Consider the following 17,315-nt stretch of genomic DNA (forward strand, 5'->3'; position numbering starts at 1 on the left):
AGAGACCCCCATTGGGTTTGAGATGAGCTGCTGGTGTTTTGAGTGCCCAGCTGGCACTTCGCAGCTGCCTCCACATGGAGGCGGCCGAGAACCGGATTTGCTATAGCCGACTATAGCAAATCGGGCTCAGAGAACGGGGCCCGAAGGCCCCTATTCACCAGTCAAACGTGGGCAGATCGTCCTCGACTTCAGCGTCGCGGTCGAACGCCAGGTACATGATCGCGCCGTCATGGGCATTCTGGCAGTAGTCCAGGATGTCCTTGAAGGCTTTCGATGCGCCGGCTTCGATGAGACCTTCGATAGTCACGCTGCCGATGCAGATGACATAGCCATCGCGGGTCTCGAGCACCGCTGGCACGAGCGTGTCGTTGGTCTTGAGGGTGTCGCGATAGTCGGCGGCCATCCGGTCCAGCAGCAGGAAGTCTTCCTGCGTGACGTGGGCATTGGACAGCTCGATCGACTTGGTGAGGTTCAGTTGCATTGCATCGCTCCATCGTAAGGGACGGAGGCCACCCCAGCGGGATGGCCCCGCCAGGGTGGTTTAAAAGCAGAAGGACGTCTCGCCTGAAGCAGCCGTATCGGCGACCACAAGGCTCGAAAGATCCATCGGCCGCGGCATAACGCCCAGGGTAACCAGGGCATCACGCCATTTCGGCATCGACGCATCGGTGAGGTTGCAGACGCGCTGCAGCACCAGGTCCCAGCCATCCGGCCGAGCGGGCTCCAATGTGGCGCCGGTATCGTCTGACAGGGTCAGATTCGACGGCTCCTCCAGAGCTACCTTGAGTGCAATGAGCATCACAACCTTTTCGACCTCGTACTCCGGATCCACCGAGCCCGCGGCAAGCTTCCCGAAGGAAGCCTGCACAGCCTCGAAGGCGCCGGAGATTCCGAGAGATGCCGCAGCAGCGCTCAAGCCAGACAATGCCTGGCCAGCCCACCACTGCGTATTCGCCTGCTCGAACTCGTTCTGGTCCGCGGGGGCCAGCGCAAAGTAGAGCGTCACGGTTTAACTACCGATGGAACGACAGGATCATTTGCCCAGGCCGCGCCGAACTTGTCCTTCGCGATGGTATGGATCACCAGTCGCATGGGCTTGTCCGTCCGGTTGGTCAGTGCCTCGCGCAGCGCCTGCGCCAGAGGGCAGGCGAACGGGAAGTTCGCTTGCTTGCTGGCAGCGGTGCTGTAGGTCGTCGCGATACGGGCCCAGCGCAGCAGGGTCCGCGTCGAGAAGGTAACCGTGAGCCCCGATTGGCCAGCCTTAAGCGCCTGGTCGGGATTGCCGATGAACTGCTGGCGCACTCCATTGGCCACATCGATCATGGTGCTCAGGATCGTCGCATCGACCTGGGGAAGCGTCGCCTGCAGAACCGCGAGCTCCTCCTCCTTGCTCAGGTAGGAGACTTCCAGCATGCGGTACCGATCCCAGGACGCAAGGTTCTGGGACAAGGTACCCGTGTAGAGGCCCGTCTCATCACCTTGACCCCGCGTGTTGCAGGTGATGATGAAGCGGAAGTTGGGATGCGGCACGATGACCTCACCACGGTTTTCGGCCAGCACCAGGGCGCCGCCTTCCAATACCGCGTTGAGGCCGGCCATGACAGCCGGATCCAGGAAGTCAGCTTCATCCAGGAGGAAGATGCTGCCCTCTTTCATCGCCAGCGCCAGCGGCCCGTGCGCGAACACGGTCTGCTGATCACCGGTGACAGGATCACACTGCAACGACATCTGACCAATGAGCTCAGGCATTTCCATGCGGGAGTGGGCATTGACCTTGCGCAGTGGGTACCGCATCCGCGCCGCGATCTGCTCGACGACGGACGTTTTGCCGGCGCCGGTCGGACCTACGAGTGCCAGCGAGTCACCACCCGACGCTGCCAGGAAGTTCATCACGGGCATACGCAGTTCGGTGCGGAACAGGAATTGCGCGTTGTGCTTGGGTACCAGCTCGAGCAGCGGGTGATTCTCGGCAGCGAACGCAGGCGACATAGTGTCAGCGTTCGTACCAGTAACACCGTAGGCGGACATCGGGACGCAAGAGGAAAGGTTCATGGTGAATCTCCAGTGAGTTGGAGGCGCACCACTCCCCTACGGGGCGTGGTGGCCCCTGTAGGGTTTCAATGATTGCTGTGAAGACGCACAGCTGCGTTATCGCTCTCGGGCCGCATAGCCAGAGAACAGATCCAGGAAAGCTCTGGTAAACCGGAGGTTTACCGCAACGTTCCAGGCAAGAGACAGGGGCGCTTTCGCGCCCCTTCATCCTCACAGGCAAAATGCCTGAGATTCCGTCTCCTGGTCAACCGATGGCAGCCTCATGGCCTCCAGCGCAGCAGTCGTGATCGGATGATCCGAATCGAGGGTGATTCGGACTCGCTCAGAGGGTGCCTGCCGGAAGCGCTGACGCTCCTCCTCAGTCGCCTGCAGCTTCCGGCTCTCGAAGAGATCCTTCCACCGCATATTGCCGGCCTGCTGATAGCGGACGACGCGAACGCCCTCCGCCTCTGCCAGCATGTATCCGCCCATCTGCTCGACGAGATCCGCCTGCAGAGCTTCGCGTTGGCCCTTCAGGGCTTTCAGCTGTTCCTGCAGCGTGCTCGCCAAGGCGTCGACGTCGCGTACCTGCTGCGCCGTCGCCGCCCAGCGCACCAGAGCACCGTCGACCGGGGTGAAGTAGTCGCGCTGAGGATCCTTCTCAGGCTCCTTCTCGCTGACCACCAACTCCCAGAACAACTGCGCCTGCTGCTTGATGAGCTCGATGGTGTCCGGATCGCGCCGGATCTCGAACACCAGGGGCTGCCGGGTCGTGCTGTAAAACACGAGATAGCCCCTGGCCGAGCCAGCCACCGCAATCTGGTGCTGTACCTGCCACCAGTAGAGCCGGTAGGGCTCGCTCTTCTCGCCCTGCTCCAGCACCAGATCGAAGTTCTTATCCGAGGGGACCTTTACCTCGACCGGGCAACCGTCGTCGTCGACGCCATCGAAGCTCGCGCGAAGAAGCGGAAACGTCGCGCACTCGCCGCATAGCGGCAATAGCGTGGTCTTGTACCGCTCCTCGAACCAAGCGACCGCATACGGCTCATGCAAGATGCCCAGGCGGACCTGAGGAATCATGGACAGATCCAGCGGCGCGACACGGCCAGTGAGCTCCGCCCACAACCGCCAGCGCGTCTTTTCAACATGCTGGCCCAAGATGACCGCTGTCGCGGTCGCCGTGATGCCTTGCCGGCGCCAGGCGTGCCATTCCGGCGTGCGCTGGCGCAAGTCGACAATATTCATCATCACCTCCAGGTTAGGAGGGACCCCAGCCCCAACGGGGATGAAGCCCCGTTAGGGTTGGGTTTGGGCTAGGCCGCCTGTGCTTGCGCGGCTTGCTTCTGCTTGAAAAGACCCAGTGCATAGGTCAGAGCCTCACCCGTGAGGTTTTGCTCTGCCCAGGAACAGGCCCCTTCCCAGCTGCGGGTTCGTGCCGCGCGATCGCAGACGCTATGGATTCGCTCGCGCGTCACCTCACGTCCTTGGCCAGAAGCACCTTGAGCGGCCGGCTGCACCTGGGTGCGACCGGGCTGCTCACGTGGAACCTGCTCATTGATCCTCTCCTGCTGGCGACGATCATGCGGCTGGTCACCGACATGGTCATAGACGTTGCCGCCCTGCGCCTGAGAGGCCGGCGCGGACGCCGGCACCATCGACGCACTCGCAACACCGTCCAAAGCACTCAACGCTGTGCCAGCGATTCCCTCCTCACCTTCGGTGTTGAGGTAATCGATGACCTGGTCGAGTACCGGGTTGGTCGTAGGCCAGTACTTGCGCGCTGACTTGATACCCGTCTTGATCGCCATCGCCTCGAAGTGCGTCTCCCAAGGACCGCGCTTACCAGGACCTTGAGAGGTCCAGGCCGCCGACATGTCCCGTGCTTTGAACACATCCGCCGCCCGCATCGCCTTCACCATGACCCGTCCTGTTGCCAGGTAGGCGGTGGTGTAGACGCCGCGAAACGTCCCGCGCTCGCTCACGTCGAGGAACGGGTCAAAGACATGCTCAGGCTCGGCAGTCGCACCTCGGTAGATGAAGCGATCGCCGCTGTAGACGACCTCCGCCACCACCATATCGACAGCGCGGCTGTCGGTGGCCACCTTGATCAAACCGCGGAACGAAACGTCAGCGATCACCTTGCCCTGGCGCGGGACCAGGAAGGCCATCTTTTCGTTGGGATTGAGCGTCAGCCCTGTCGCTGCGATCTGCTGCATCGCAAGCTTGAAGCTGAGCTTGTTGTTGATTGCGCACTTCATCAGCGTTTCGTTGGACAGCATGGCGTGGTAGGCAAACAACGCCTCCTGCGCCCAGTTCACGCCGCTCTGCGAACGGGTGACGATCTGGATGCATTCCGCCTCGATACCGCTGAGCAGATCCTGCGCCTGTTGATCGCGCTGGGTTACCTGCTGAGTGTTCTGGGATTGGATAGAACGGGACATGTGAACCTCCGGTGAGGATGCGGAGGTCCCCCGAGCGGGAGACGCCCGCAAGGGTTATTGGATTGAAGCGTTACAGCATGCAGAGATACGGCACTTTCGCGAACGGGATGTCGTCGTCGAACGAGTCGTAATCTCCTGGGGTGGGTTGTTGCTGAGGGCGAGGCTGCTGTTGCGGCCGCGGTGCTTGCTGCGGCCGATTTTTCGCCGGCGCCGACGACGCCGGTGCCTGCTGTGACCGCGGCGATCGTTGGGGCGCTGGTGCGCTCTGCTGATCGTCGTAGTCACCTCCCTGGGCAGCGCCATTGCCGCGGCCGCCGAGCAACTGCATATTGCCGTTGATGTCGACGACTACCTCGGTGGTATAGCGATCCTGGCCGTCCTGCCCTTGCCATTTGCGCGTGCGAAGCGTGCCTTCGACATAGACCTGGGAGCCTTTACGGATGTACTCGCCGGCGATCTCGGCCAAGCGGCCGAAGAACACGACGCGGTGCCATTCCGTTCGATCTTGCTGCTGCCCGGTCTGCTTGTCCTTCCAGCTTTCGCTGGTGGCCAAGGTGACGTTGGTTACGGCATTGCCGTTGGGCATGTAACGGGTTTCGGGATCCGCACCGGCGTTGCCGACGAGGATGACTTTGTTGACGCCACGAGCCATGAGAAATCTCCGGTAACCGAGGCGCCTTGCCCCTATGGGGAAGAAGCCCCGCAGGGTGGAAGGGAGGTGCTGACGGAAACAGTTCAGCTGCTGCAATCAAGCGCCCTGCAGAGGGTGCTCGAAAGTCATGGTTTGGGCAGGAGAAGCTCCTTCCGGCTGGGCTTGAGGCAAGGCCAGGCGGGAAAAGCTTCCGAGGGGAGTGGCTCCCCTCGGCTATTGCGGGATCAAGGACAAACCGCCACATGCGCGGTCGCGGCGATCAGTCCTATCGACTTGGCCCAGCGCGCTAGTCGGCGCAGGTCCAAAGCGTCCGGGTCTACAGTCTCGGCGATATGGTCAGGTACAGGTACCGACTTCTCGCCGAGGTGTAGCTCCCGACTATCCACTTCATAGATGGCTTGTACATTCAGTCGCATGGTGGAAATCCTCGTCGGGTGGTCCACCGAAACGCCCGTTCTTCGGGGGCGCTTGGGTGGACCACCCGCAAGGGAGGTCCATGCAGCACTGCCCCCGGAGGGGCAGTCCACGGCTCAGAAACTGAGCGGCTTGCCGCTACGCTGCCAGGCCGGCGACTCGTATTCCGAGTAGTCGACTGCTGGCGGCAGAGAACTGACACGCGTAGCTCCGCGCAGCCGAGGCTGTTCAGAAACAGGCGGGTCAATCACAAGGGCAGGTGCTGCTTTTGCTGGAGCGGCCGAGAGCGGCGACTCAAGCTTAACGTCGATGTCTTCTCGCAAGGCGATCGTAGGCTCCTGACGTTCAGGTGCTTTCGAGCGATTTTTGAAAAGACGATACAGACCCCAGATGAAAGCCAGAACCAGAAGGTATGGAATCAGTTTCATTTGCCAGCCTCCTCGAGCGCTTGATGGTGCGCGCGGATCTGATTGGCAGCAGGGGACGACTGTATAGACGGGACTACAACGTATTGCACGGAGGCAAACGCGATAGCGATGCAAAGGATCAACTTTCTCATGAATGGAGGCCTCCAAGAAAAAAAGGGCCTCCATCCCAAAAGGGATAGAAACCCTTTTGGGATTAGTCACGACCGCGAATCGTGACCAGATAGTGCTAGTAGAGTGACCAGCTACACATAGACCCGCCTGATGGAATCAGGGGGTACGACACACAAGCGACATTGCTTGGGCGAAGTAGACTCCAGAATATCGCTGTGCCACTACACCTGTAAACCCCCTAATCCGCTCCCTCCACCGGGGTGAATTGGCCCTGGCCTGGGCGATGGCCACCTTATGGTAGAAGCTCCCCAACCCAAGGAGCCGACCATGGCCAACGGAAGCGATTTCAAACCCCAAGGAAGCTATTCCGCCCCGACGCTGCAGTCCCAATACGTACTCAAAACCGAACAGGCGCAGCAGGTCCATCGCCGCTGTTTCGAAGGGGCCGCGCGCGCGCTCTACACCGTAGACGTTATCGCCCGTGCCCTCGCACACCGGAACAACGCGTTCAGCCATGCCGACGTGATGAAGGCCGTGGAAAGCCTGATCCTCAAGCTCGAAAAAGAGATCAGCGACGAGCGCGATCGCTTCGTGGCCATCCTGAAGGCCGCTGGCCAAGAAGGGATGGTTGCTCGGTACGACAACGCGGCTACGTTCACCTTCACGATCTCGACCCCTCTCATCATGCGCCTGGCCCACATCATCCAGAGCTTCGATGAGATGCTGGTGCAGGCCCAGACGGCCTGGCTGCTCGGCGTCCTGCCCTCTGACCGCAACGACATGACGGGCAACGAGCGTAAGCGCCAGCTCATGCGCGTAGTGCGCAAGCTGCAGGCCATGGCGACCGACGCTCGAGCCAAAGCGCGGAAAAGTCCCGATGCCGCAGAGATCGCTCGCACCGTGGGCGAAGTCGGCGAAGAGAACGCCCTCGACCAGCAAACCGCAGCCGCTGTCAGCGAACTGGATGCCGCAGCGGCGTGATCTACCTCACCAAAAAAAGGCGCCTTAACGGCGCCTTTTTTATAGCTACTTGTCTGTGAACGTCCCTCTCAAACTATTTTCAGATGCGTTGCGCACATCCGGGAATGTTTCTTCCAAGTTATCTACGATCTCATTATTACGCTGAAGGGTGTTCTTCCTACCCATTCCGCCCATGTTCAATGCAGAGCCATTACCGGTGAGGTTATCGAGATTAATCTTGTCCGCAGTCGGATAGTTGTTCGTGATCTGCAGGATGTCGATCCACTCAGAAATATCTATCTTGCTCCAATCCAACTTAGACAGATCGTTTACAGATATCCCTTCGCAGGTTGGATTTTCCGCGTCACCCCAAGTGCGCCCCAGCTGGGGCCGTGCCTGCTCCTGAATGATGCGACCGAGCGGGGAGTTGAAGCAGCAGTAGGACTCTCGCTTCTCGATGCAGCCCATTGGGGACTTAGAGGCACAATAGCTTCCGATGAAATGGCATACCTTGGTCTCTTTCTTGGCCGCGAGAGCGAACTCAGCCTGCTCACACTCCCAAATGATCTGGACCATTATGTTTGCGATGGTGTAGATCGTGTACGCGATCATAATGACGGATAGAGCGGAGGCAACTCCAGCGGCAAACGTAGCATTCGGCGCGGTACTTACCGCGCCGGTAGCAGCGTTAGTTGATGCATATTGGCCCGTGCCTGCTGTTCCTGCGGTCCCGCTAGCAAAGATAGTATTAGCCGCGGCCGTACCGAAGGTATTGGCTGTCCACTCCGCCGCGTAGTTCATCATTTTCTGCTTGATGAAATCGAGACCGATCATTTGGCTGATCGTTGTAGCGCCCGTCGTAGAACTCGAGGCGGTTTGCCACGCTGTCCCAAAGCCATTGCCACTGAGTAGCTCTTTGCCGAAGGTCCAAGCTGCAGAGGAGGCGGCCGAGGTATCGATGATGCCCATCTTCTCGGTGAGGCTGATGGTACTCATGGTCAGCGACACGTAATCCATGAGCGAGATGCCATCCGGCGCCTCACAGCAATCGACCCAACCGCCGACCGCCTTTTTGCACTCCATAGGCTCGCCCTTCCAGACCTTGCAGTTGTGGTCGGTGGAGGTGTCGGTCGGGTTCTCACCGCAGTCCAGGTCATGCTCCGCGAACTGGGCAATCTGCAGCGCCGCCGCGGCGTAACCGAAGTCGGTGGATTTTTCGTCCGTCGGGCTGAAGCATTCGGTGCCCAGGCAACGAACAGGTCCATCGCACTGATAGCTGGTGTTTGAGGTAGACGTCGGGACCTCAACTTCATGGCCACAGTCCCACGTTTCCTCCGTGACGTAGCATTTGCCCGACTCGCCCTCGGCGCCGTCCACGCACTGGCGAGAGATGAAGCCGCACTGCTTGTCAGCCTCGAACTTGGTACAGGTGTCCAGGTTGAGTCCGCCGGTCACGCACCCCTGCACCTTGACGTTCTGAAAGAGCTTATCGACGCCCTTGATCGGGGAAGGCTTCATGGCGTTGTACATGTCATCGCCCGGGCAAATCGTCACCCCCTTCAGGTTCAAGCACCCGCTGGCCACGCCCCGGGTAACTGTGACACTGCCGCCCTCTGAGCATTGGCCGTTCTGGATTTTGTTCGCCGAATCGATGCAGTACTGGGGACCGAATGACTCACCATCGATGCGCACGTTCTTCAGCTTGAGCTCATGAGCATAGAACGCGCCAGGCCTGCCTTTGCCGGTGTCTTTCACGTCGACGACCATCTTCAGGCCGTTGTCGCACGTCGGCATCTGAACGATATTCAGCGAGTCCTCGGTCAAGGTATTGGGGGCAAACTTGTGCCCCGTCCAGATCGCGGTGCTCGATACGGCGAAGCGTTGCGGAAGCCGCTTGCCGTCCGCGCCTTTCTTGCACATCACGTCCAGTGAGGCCTGATCCACATAGCCGTCGCTGCGTAGGTTGCTGGAGGTATTTCGGTAGGTACCGGCCAGGAAGTCGACCTCGACCCGATTGGTCTCACCGGCGCCCGGAGCATCCTCTACCGCAAACCGAGCTGATACCGGCACCTCCACCACACGCATGTCGTGGGACACCGCACAAGTCTTATCGCTATTGGTGGGGCACTGCTCGTTGCCCTGGGCGTCGGTGTAGCACTGCATGTCGCCCTTGTAGAAGTTGCATTGCGCGTCGACCGATACCTCCTGGCACAGTGGCGATATTCCGGATGCCGGGGACTTGTTCTTGAAGCTGCTTTCACATACCCGCGTGCCGTTGATGACCGCGCAACCGTTCTCGTCCACGTCAGGCATCTTGTTGCAAACGAACTTGCCCTGGCAGGCGCCGTCGTTCACCGCAGTCACGGCCTCGGCAGCCTCCGGCGGGTACCAGTTGTCGTTGCTGATGACCTCCTGAGGGTCATAGAGAATGCGCAGCTTGGCGTAGGCCTCACCGCGGCCGGTGACCGATGCGCGGATCTTGAAGGGGATGACACCTCCCTTTTTGACAATCGAGGTCATGTTGACGTCGGGATTCGTCTCCCAAGACGTATCGAGCTCGCATGCCCCGTCTGTCTCCGGGGGGAAGTTCTCGTTCGGGCCAGACCATACCTTGGTCCCGCCGACGAGCACCTGCATGTAGTCGTCCCACTTCGCATAGACCAGTTGCGCGCTCTGGATCGCTTCGGGCTTGATGACCTCGAACTTCATCTCGTTTTCGAAGATGGTGCAGCTGCCGCGCCAATAGTCGTTGCCGACTTGACCCAGCCAGATATCGACGCAGCCCTCACCGCAAGACTGGACGTTCGCTGGACCGTCGTAGTATCGGACGACCCCTGCCAGGTACTCATGCTTGAGCGTGTAGCTGCCGGACTTATCGGTCACCCGTTCGCACTGCTTGAGCTCGCTCACATGCTTTGTGGTCGTGCCCTTGGTGTACTCCGTATTCTGCTTGCAGTCCGAGAACTCCTTGTTGAAGAGCGCCTGGTTGTCGATGATCTTGTCGGTGTTGTTCCACAACGGATCATTGGTCAGATCGGGGCGCGTCTGGGAGACGTTACCGCGCAGCAGGCGATAGGCCTCACCGCTAGAGGACTCCTCCGAGGTCAGCCGCAGGTTGGCATCGCTGCCAGCCGCCATCGTCGCCTTGTCATCGCCGTAGATGTTGCTGAGCGCGCTGGTGTTGGAAGAGTCGGTCACCCCGGGGAACAGCTCCGAGATACTGACCGACTGCTTCGCCGCGTCCGAGCCAAAGGTGATCTCCGTTGAGCTGGCGGACGGTGGCGACCAGGCGTTCAGCGCCTCCTTTGCCGTCGCAGTGCCGGTCGCGGCTGAGGCAGTCACGCTGTCGGCCCAGGCCATGACAGGGCACGCATAGGCGTAAAAGAACAGGGTGATAGCGGCGACCACCCGGGCAAAGATTGGATTGCGCATCGGGTGCCTCACAGGGTGTTACAGCAGTCGTTCCAACGGAACATCATGTAGAGCGCGTCTTCGCCGACCTGGGGAATGGCGCGCCCTTCGCCGCCTTGCCACGTCAGGGGGCTTGCGCCGATGTAGTGCCCCTTCTTGGTCTCTGCGCGCGGGAAGAACATCGACATCTTGTATTGCGACTTGGGAATGGTCGGGAAGATGGATCCCCGGCAAAGGGTGTCATCGCCCATCGTCAGGTGTGCCAGGCCGCGCCGGTGCTGGGTGGCCAGCGTCCGGGCAGCGAGTAGCGAAGTGGTCCGGCCGAAATCGTTCGGCAGCGTGGTGCCGGCCATGGGGTAGATCTCACCCCAGGTCCCGGCGCACCACCACAGGGAGGTCAGCGGCTCCTTACCGACCACACCCAGCGCGGCATCTGCCGTGCACGCCGCCTGGGCTATCGGGTTAGCGACAGCAGCGGCTTCGGGATTGACGAAGAAGGCCAACTCGTCGTTCGTCCAGGTGGGATCTATCTCGGAAAGCTGGATGATGTCGAAGTCCGCATAGCCATCCGGTGAGCAACGCTTGGGCATGTACATCTCGAGGATCGAGAGCAGCGGAAAAGCGTAGTAGTGGACGTTGTAGAACGACATCCGCTCGTGGCTCACCTGGTTGCCGGTCGTGGCGTCGGCGTGGGTTCCCCACAGTCGCTTGTCGCCGATAGCGAGCGTCACGCCGCCAAGCGCAGGCAGGCAGCCCGGCTTGCGCACCACCTCGATCAAACGCGCCGGCTCCCACATGGAGTTCACGATTCCCGGCTTCCAGATCCCGAGGTTGTCCTCGCACATGCAGAGACTTTTCTTCGAGGCCCCCCGCGGCGCATCGCCTGGCGTGATGGAAATGCCGGCGATACGAATCGGGAAGAGGCACGCCCAGCAGATGTCGGTGAACAGCTTGCCGCTGAACAGCTCGGCGTTCGGGCAGGACGCTGTTGGCGTGGACGCTTCGGCTGCCCGCGCGCCGTTGGAGCCGAAAACGGCCAGTAACAGGATCAGAGCCGCTGCATAGCGAATCAACATGGGTTCAAAGGCCTTGAGTCAGGAGGCGGCGAGCGCAGCAGCAGGAAGGAGGAAGGGCATCGACAACCCGAAGCCCTGGCGGGCGGCGCCGGTGAGCGGTAGCAGCACCTCGCACAGGAGGTGCTCCTGCTCGACCTTCTCGAGGATCAAACCGGTACCGCAGCGGGTGCAGTGATCACGCGCATCAATGACCCAGTCCAGGTTGATACTGCGGGCCAGTGCCGGCAGATCGATCTTGCAGAAGTCCCAGGCGTGCCGTTTGAGACGGGCCGAATCCGCGCTGTCCTGGCCATAGTCGTCGATGGCCACGGCGATACCGTGCCGACGGATCATCACCAGCCGCTCCTCCAGGTCGACGCCCTGGAGGGGAGAAAGCTCGGGAATCTCGAAGCACACGGAAAGCGAAAGGCCGCTGACCAGCTGACAGAGCCGGTTCAGGTGCAGCAGGTTGAGCAGCGATGCCGGGCTCAGATTGATGAACAGGATGCCCCTGGCAGGTAACTCATGCGCCCGCGCTACGACCAGGCCGATCACATCCGCGTCCAGGCGTTCCCAGTCCTCATCGGTCGCGCCGGACATGAAGACGCCGGGCCCCAGGACGCCCTGGACGGTGGTCTTGCGGGCCAGGACCTCGTGCCCAAGAACCGCGCCGTTCTGATGATGGATTTTCTGCAAGGCAAGCTCGATCACGGCGCAAACTCCTCGATGTAGAAGCTATGGCGATCGGCCGTCACAACAGACGGCACGAAGTCGATGGCGAAGCGGCTGCGCACGTCATCGCGCAGGACATAGGCGGCGTGGTCGATCTCGTTCTGCAGGGCGGCGAAGCCATCCCAGCCTTGCTCCCGCGCCACGCGCGAAACGATCACCACGACGTTTTGCTTGGCGCCGTAATCCGCAACCTGCTTCTTGGCCAGGGCGACCTGCTGCGGGTCGAGCGGGTCGATGATCACCAGGCGTTGGGTGAAGGGACGCATGTCGAGCGGATTGATCCGATCGCCCGCCTTGTGGATCACAGTGCCATCTGCCGCGGTCATGTCCGAAGGCACCAGCACCGTGGGATCCAGGGCGCGCACTCGATGCCGGGTGGCGCGTGGCAGCTCGGCGAACGTCTGCTTGTCCCAGAAGGTGTTCAGGGCGCGCGCTTTCATCTTTTCCATGTCGACTTTGGCCAGCCGCTCTTTCATCACCTCGATGAGGTCACGTTCGGCGATCTCGACCAGAGGACCCAGCGACAGCACTGGCTCTTTGCGACGGGCAAAGGCCTCGTCCGCGCTCGCGGTGGAGGTGGTGCCCTTCGCCAGGTAAACCGCCTTCTGATCAACCAACTTGCGAATCGCCGGCACCTGGTCGACGCCGGCCTCTTCGAACACCACCGGATTGATCAGCACCGATGTTTTGGTCTTGGTCTCGAGCGACAGGCGCTGCAGCTTGGCGAGCGCCAGGGCAAACGGCATGTCTTCGGGCACACCGCGGAAGACGAGCTCTACCGACTCGTCACCGTCATAGTTCTGCAGCAGCTGCTTGATCTCTGCCTCGCCCAGGGACCACGACACCAGGATCTGGTAGACAACCTTCCGGGTGTCTACCGGCGGCTTGGGCGCTTCGAGAGGGCTTGCCAGCGGTTGGCTTTGCTTCAGGTAGCTGAAGTCTTCGTTACGCAGCGTGAAGTCGACCTGCTGCTTAGTGCTGACCTGCATCTCCTTGAGATCAGCGGCGAAATGCTCCAGCGCCGCCTGCTCTTGCTCAACGGCGCTGTCGGCGGCCGAGAGCGTGGCAAACAACAGCGCAACGACACCTATTACCGCGCGCAGGCTCACCATATCGGGTACGCCCGGCCGAGCACGTCGACCTTGCTGACGTAGCCCCAGTAGCGAGAGTCAAAGCTGTCCAGGGAGGTGCCCATGAACCAGAGCTGGTCCGCTGGTACGATCTCGTCACGACGGTAACGACTTGCAGGCTTTCCGAGCCGTTTGGCCAGCAGCACGCCTTGGCCCTGGGCCTCACCGTTGATAGTTACCCGCTCGGGGGTCACGATGACTCGGTCACCCGGCACGCCACGGACGTACTTGATGACCTTGGTGCCATTGCGGAAGAACGGTTCCATCTGGGTCGAGCGAAACGCATAGATGGCATCACGCTCGACGGTCTGGTCATAACGGTCGATCAAGAACACCCGCCAGTCCAGGCACGTGTTCTTCTGCGGATCGATCCCTATCTCGTAGCGCGACGTCGCGTACCAGGCCGCGCCGGCGGCCAGTAAGCTGAATGGAAGGGCCTTCAGCAGAAACCTGAGGTGGCGGTTCACTCGGCATCCTCGGCTTGCTTCGCAGCTCCCGGCGCGCTCGCTGGCACCTCAAGCTCTGCGGGATAGCTGACCACCGCGCGCTTATCGATGGTGACGAAGCCGTTGGCAGCGAGCTTATTCGCCGAGGCGCGTAGCGCTGCCATGGCCGCATCTACCGCTTGCGGGTCACGCACATCGACGTTTCGGGTGGCAGCGTCGTAATCGACGATTGCGATCTGGGTGCCGAATTCGTCCGTTTTGAACAGCCAGGCGTAGCCAGTGACCACCGCCATGGAGACGAGTGCGGAGATCAGGACCGTCGAGAGGGTCTGGTTCATGCCGCCAGCCCCCGATCAGCCATCACCCGTGTGATGGCTTCTGCCGTCGGGATACCCTGGTCGGTATAACGCCCAATATCCTCAACGTCTTTCGCGAAGGTGCTGTAAAGCAGGTTGGAATACTTGTCGACCGTCAACCGCCCGATTCCGGAACCATGTTCGGTCGAGAAGAAGATTTCGGAGTACTGGCCTCGTACTGTGTGCACCGACTTGAGTAGTTTGAAGCCACCCTCCGTGAGCGAGAGGCGCTTTTCCTTTTGGATCAGATCGATCGCGGAGGCCTTCTGGCCGAGCAGGAACTGATGCGCGGAGTTTTCTACGATCGCCCGGCCGGTAGAGTTCGCGTACAGGTCGTTCACGGACTGGGTGATCGTGATCGCCGAGCCGTTGTACTTACGGAACCGGCGGTAACCGTGTTCGATGAACTTGGCGACGTCGCCCTCGGTGAGCAACGACCAGGCTTCATCGATAATCACGATCTTCTTCTGGTCACGACTACCCAGATACATCGCTTGCTGGATTTGATAGATTAGTTGTAGCAATACCACTTGCTGCAGATGCTTGCGCCCTTTCAGTTCTTCAAGTTCGAGAACGGTAAAAGGGTTTTTAAAGTCAACGTTGTTCTTTCCATTGAAGAACTTGCCATACATGCCTGCTCGAGTGAACGGATACAGCTGCTTCCCGATGTCCTGAACACGCGGATCCTCATCACTTAGCAGCGACTTCTCCACATCGTCTACGACCATTTCGCCGCCCAACTTTTCAAACACGTCATGGGTGTGTTTGCGAAGCCCTGCAATTTGCAAGTCCAAGAGCGGAGCGGTGGGCGCGGCCATTGCGCTCAAAAGCCCAATCAGTACATCTTCTTCTTCAGAGTAATCTTGAACGAGCTCGAAAGGATTCAGGCAAATTTGAGACTCCTGGGTGAATTCCACGAAGTCGCCGTCGAATGCTTTCGCCAACTTCAAGTAGGAGCGACCAACGTCGATCACCCACACCTGAGCGCCGATCGAGCGATACGAAGTGATCAGATAGTTGGTCAGGAACGACTTACCACTACCAGATTGCGCCGCGATTGTAGCGTTATAGTTGGTATCCGAATCGAATAGACAATAGGACATCAGCTGTCCGTTTCGCGATACGAACTGCATCGTTGGCGTGCCGGTCCCCTTCCAGTCTGCATAGATAGGAACCAGGGGAAGGGCCTGGGTGATAGCCATAGACTTATAACGGTAAAGCTCCTCAACAGCTTTAGGATCAGCTCCGAAGGGAAGCGCATTGAGGAATATTGGGAGGACAAAGAATCGATCCTCCATGAAGGTAAATTGGCGGATGCTCATGTAGTTGCGCGCTTCAGCCGCAGCGCGGATCAGGCGATCACGGTTTGGAGCGAAGACCACCATGGTCATATTGCAGCGGACAGCAGACTCGCCCTCGTCAAGCTCTTTGAACAGCGCATCCATACCATGCTTCTTTGCGCCCAGCTTTGGCACGAACTTCAGCAAAGGACCGTATGCTTGGTTATTTACCCACTGGCGTTTCGCGCCCAGTTTGTCCTTAAACCCCTGCTGCTCCGGGAAATAGATCGTGAAGCTGATCAGGCAGTTTTCGCGAATACCCGTTGCACCGGTGAGCAGATCTCCGAGATACCATCCGGCCGCTCCCTGCAACGTGCGCCGCGGAAACTTCTTCACGGAAAGACATTTGACCAGGGTATCTCCAATCTGGAGATGATCCTTGTGCGGAATCAACGTGCGATCGTAATCCAGGAGCTGAACTTTTAGCGGCTTGTCATCATCCGCTTCAATTTCGTTTCGGTCACGCCAAGATGCTTCTGCGCCCTGATTCAAGATAGAGGACATTACCTCTAGATAGAGATTACGCCCCATACCAATCGGCGCCAATCCGACCGACTTAAAAACGGAATCGAATTGGGAGCGGATCTCACTCGCCATTTGCGTTTCACGGTCAGTCGGTTCGACATTCGCGATAGGCATCATGACAGTAATTACAAGGTGAATATCACGGACCTTGATTCCAGAATAATCGTCAATAGGGTCCAGAGTTCCCTTGAACAGGTATTCCGAGCGATTTTTCAATGCAGTCTTGATCACCCCTTCCGGAGTATCATTTCTCAAGCGAAGCATCGCATTGATAGGATTATTGATATTTTGCGAGGCGAACAGGCAGAAGTTGACACTTGCGTTGGCGGGCCACGCTTGTTTAAGGACGGATTTCAACTGCTCGCCTTCCTTCCCATCACTGCCGGGGAGCGGCTGGCAAAGGAAAGAGAATCCAATCTGGTTGTCGTCGAGGAGAAAGACCATGTTGGCCTCGTCGAACGCCGTAACGCTCAGCAGATCCCCGATCGGAAAGTTACCCTTCACATAGCTGGTCATTGGCTGGCACCCGCAAGCCAAGGCTCCAGGCTGCCCTTCTCGTACCCATGGCGGACCAGGCCGTCATTACGGATCATGAAGGGAACGCCCTTCACCCCGAACATCTGCGCGCTGATGATTCGCTTGCCGATAGCGGAGGTGTCGCAGTCGTCTCCGACCTGATCGACCACACGCGGCTTCGTCTCGCCCAGGGCCACAGCAAGCGCCTCGGACTTGTCCTTGGCACAGTGCAGGCTTCGAACGATCTTGCCGCTATCGGGGCCCATTGCGGACAGTTCCAGGATCTTGAAGGTGTAGCCCTTCACCTGCTTCAGGTCCTGCACCAGCTGGTGACAGGATGGGCAGAGCGGATCTGTGAAGATGACCACTTCTTTCGAGCCGGTGCCGAAGGTGAAAGGCGCTAGGTCGTCCACCCGGAAGCGCAGCTTGGCCAGATCGATGTAGTTCGATGCTCGCTCGGCCTCAGCGAGGGTGGTGATTTCCTTCTGGCTCCAGGTGTCGTACAGCGAGCCGCGGAACACAAAGCGGCCGTTGTCGCTGACAAAGGCCAACTTTTCGTTTTTCACGGCGGCGATCATTCCGTTGATCGGTAGCGGTGCCGTGTCTGTTGCGCTCTGGGCGAAAGCCAGTTGGAAGGATAAGGCGCTGGCAGCGAGCACAGCGCTTGTAAGAATCTTACACAGCATGACGGCACCTCTATTTGAGTTACCGTCAGGCTACCGATGCGTTGAATCCGAGAGTCTTGAGTTCACCCCGATTGAAGGTTG

Annotated in this window: 17 protein-coding genes; 1 reads left to right on the forward strand and 16 read right to left on the reverse strand. The window is 59.6% G+C overall.

The window, feature by feature from the left end; all coding sequences use genetic code 11:
• Positions 1–154: 154 nt before the first annotated feature.
• From PVZ77_RS19335 to PVZ77_RS19370, 8 genes are all read right to left on the reverse strand, one after another.
• A complete protein-coding gene (locus tag PVZ77_RS19335) occupies positions 155–481 on the reverse strand; it encodes a DUF5983 family protein (protein ID WP_257706736.1) in 327 nt (108 codons plus the stop codon).
• Between the two features lie 60 nt (positions 482–541).
• A complete protein-coding gene (locus PVZ77_RS19340; RefSeq protein WP_257706735.1) occupies positions 542–1,006 on the reverse strand; it encodes a hypothetical protein in 465 nt (154 codons plus the stop codon).
• Positions 1,003–2,052, reverse strand: coding sequence for an AAA family ATPase (locus PVZ77_RS19345; protein ID WP_273808369.1), 1,050 nt, complete (start codon positions 2,050–2,052; stop codon positions 1,003–1,005). The genes PVZ77_RS19340 and PVZ77_RS19345 overlap by 4 nt, the downstream gene beginning before the upstream one ends.
• Before the next feature lie 210 nt (positions 2,053–2,262).
• Positions 2,263–3,276: a YqaJ viral recombinase family nuclease gene (locus PVZ77_RS19350; RefSeq protein WP_074585422.1), complete on the reverse strand. Its 1,014-nt coding sequence runs from the start codon at positions 3,274–3,276 to the stop codon at positions 2,263–2,265.
• Between the two features lie 68 nt (positions 3,277–3,344).
• A complete protein-coding gene (locus tag PVZ77_RS19355) occupies positions 3,345–4,472 on the reverse strand; it encodes a RecT family recombinase (protein ID WP_273808368.1) in 1,128 nt (375 codons plus the stop codon).
• A gap of 70 nt (positions 4,473–4,542) precedes the next feature.
• A complete protein-coding gene (gene ssb, locus PVZ77_RS19360; protein ID WP_273808367.1) occupies positions 4,543–5,124 on the reverse strand; it encodes a single-stranded DNA-binding protein in 582 nt (193 codons plus the stop codon).
• 224 nt (positions 5,125–5,348) lie between these two features.
• A complete protein-coding gene (locus PVZ77_RS19365; RefSeq protein WP_169887004.1) occupies positions 5,349–5,540 on the reverse strand; it encodes a hypothetical protein in 192 nt (63 codons plus the stop codon).
• Between the two features lie 114 nt (positions 5,541–5,654).
• Positions 5,655–5,966 (reverse strand): hypothetical protein, encoded by a 312-nt coding sequence (locus tag PVZ77_RS19370; protein WP_108576343.1) that lies wholly within the window; start codon positions 5,964–5,966, stop codon positions 5,655–5,657.
• A gap of 438 nt (positions 5,967–6,404) precedes the next feature.
• Between PVZ77_RS19370 and PVZ77_RS19375 the strand changes: the two genes are divergently transcribed.
• Positions 6,405–7,058, forward strand: a complete 654-nt coding sequence (locus PVZ77_RS19375; protein WP_093256530.1) for an AcaB family transcriptional regulator — start codon at positions 6,405–6,407, stop codon at positions 7,056–7,058.
• Positions 7,059–7,103: 45 nt separating this feature from the next.
• Here PVZ77_RS19375 and traN read toward each other — a convergent pair whose 3' ends face one another.
• From traN to PVZ77_RS19415, 8 genes are read right to left on the reverse strand one after another with little or no spacing between them, the layout of a single operon-like run.
• On the reverse strand, positions 7,104–10,469 hold the full coding sequence (gene traN, locus PVZ77_RS19380) for a conjugal transfer protein TraN (RefSeq protein WP_273808365.1): 3,366 nt from the start codon (positions 10,467–10,469) through the stop codon (positions 7,104–7,106).
• An 8-nt stretch (positions 10,470–10,477) separates the two neighbouring features.
• The gene (locus PVZ77_RS19385; RefSeq protein WP_093256535.1) at positions 10,478–11,524 is read right to left on the reverse strand and encodes a TraU family protein; all 1,047 of its coding nucleotides are present in this window, start codon (positions 11,522–11,524) and stop codon (positions 10,478–10,480) included.
• Positions 11,525–11,542: 18 nt separating this feature from the next.
• Positions 11,543–12,214 carry an EAL domain-containing protein gene (locus PVZ77_RS19390; RefSeq protein ID WP_093256538.1) on the reverse strand — a complete coding sequence of 224 codons (672 nt, stop codon included), beginning with the start codon at positions 12,212–12,214 and terminating at the stop codon, positions 11,543–11,545.
• Positions 12,211–13,347, reverse strand: coding sequence for a TrbC family F-type conjugative pilus assembly protein (locus tag PVZ77_RS19395; RefSeq protein WP_273808363.1), 1,137 nt, complete (start codon positions 13,345–13,347; stop codon positions 12,211–12,213). Before PVZ77_RS19395 ends, PVZ77_RS19390 begins: the two co-directional genes overlap by 4 nt.
• Positions 13,341–13,832: a signal peptidase I gene (gene lepB / locus PVZ77_RS19400; RefSeq protein WP_257706728.1), complete on the reverse strand. Its 492-nt coding sequence runs from the start codon at positions 13,830–13,832 to the stop codon at positions 13,341–13,343. Before lepB ends, PVZ77_RS19395 begins: the two co-directional genes overlap by 7 nt.
• Complete coding sequence (locus PVZ77_RS19405) at positions 13,829–14,149, reverse strand: hypothetical protein (RefSeq protein WP_074585408.1); 321 nt, start codon at positions 14,147–14,149, stop codon at positions 13,829–13,831. Before PVZ77_RS19405 ends, lepB begins: the two co-directional genes overlap by 4 nt.
• Positions 14,146–16,548, reverse strand: a complete 2,403-nt coding sequence (gene traC / locus PVZ77_RS19410; protein WP_108582837.1) for a type IV secretion system protein TraC — start codon at positions 16,546–16,548, stop codon at positions 14,146–14,148. The genes PVZ77_RS19405 and traC overlap by 4 nt, the downstream gene beginning before the upstream one ends.
• The gene (locus PVZ77_RS19415; RefSeq protein WP_273808359.1) at positions 16,545–17,234 is read right to left on the reverse strand and encodes a DsbC family protein; all 690 of its coding nucleotides are present in this window, start codon (positions 17,232–17,234) and stop codon (positions 16,545–16,547) included. Before PVZ77_RS19415 ends, traC begins: the two co-directional genes overlap by 4 nt.
• Between the last annotated feature and the right edge of the window lie 81 nt (positions 17,235–17,315).

The sequence above is a fragment of the Pseudomonas sp. SHLD1 genome (genome assembly GCF_028640935.1).
GTDB lineage: Bacteria > Pseudomonadota > Gammaproteobacteria > Pseudomonadales > Pseudomonadaceae > Chryseomonas > Chryseomonas aestiva.

Coding starts and splice junctions, on each gene's coding strand:
- PVZ77_RS19370 (WP_108576343.1), bottom strand. CDS start 5,966: ATGAAACTGATTCCATACCTTCTGGTTCTGGCTTTCATCTGGGGTCTG.
- traN (WP_273808365.1), bottom strand. CDS start 10,469: ATGCGCAATCCAATCTTTGCCCGGGTGGTCGCCGCTATCACCCTGTTC.
- PVZ77_RS19385 (WP_093256535.1), bottom strand. CDS start 11,524: ATGTTGATTCGCTATGCAGCGGCTCTGATCCTGTTACTGGCCGTTTTC.
- PVZ77_RS19375 (WP_093256530.1), top strand. CDS start 6,405: ATGGCCAACGGAAGCGATTTCAAACCCCAAGGAAGCTATTCCGCCCCG.
- PVZ77_RS19365 (WP_169887004.1), bottom strand. CDS start 5,540: ATGCGACTGAATGTACAAGCCATCTATGAAGTGGATAGTCGGGAGCTA.
- PVZ77_RS19335 (WP_257706736.1), bottom strand. CDS start 481: ATGCAACTGAACCTCACCAAGTCGATCGAGCTGTCCAATGCCCACGTC.
- PVZ77_RS19355 (WP_273808368.1), bottom strand. CDS start 4,472: ATGTCCCGTTCTATCCAATCCCAGAACACTCAGCAGGTAACCCAGCGC.
- ssb (WP_273808367.1), bottom strand. CDS start 5,124: ATGGCTCGTGGCGTCAACAAAGTCATCCTCGTCGGCAACGCCGGTGCG.
- PVZ77_RS19350 (WP_074585422.1), bottom strand. CDS start 3,276: ATGAATATTGTCGACTTGCGCCAGCGCACGCCGGAATGGCACGCCTGG.
- PVZ77_RS19415 (WP_273808359.1), bottom strand. CDS start 17,234: ATGCTGTGTAAGATTCTTACAAGCGCTGTGCTCGCTGCCAGCGCCTTA.
- PVZ77_RS19405 (WP_074585408.1), bottom strand. CDS start 14,149: ATGAACCAGACCCTCTCGACGGTCCTGATCTCCGCACTCGTCTCCATG.
- traC (WP_108582837.1), bottom strand. CDS start 16,548: ATGACCAGCTATGTGAAGGGTAACTTTCCGATCGGGGATCTGCTGAGC.
- PVZ77_RS19345 (WP_273808369.1), bottom strand. CDS start 2,052: ATGAACCTTTCCTCTTGCGTCCCGATGTCCGCCTACGGTGTTACTGGT.
- PVZ77_RS19395 (WP_273808363.1), bottom strand. CDS start 13,347: ATGGTGAGCCTGCGCGCGGTAATAGGTGTCGTTGCGCTGTTGTTTGCC.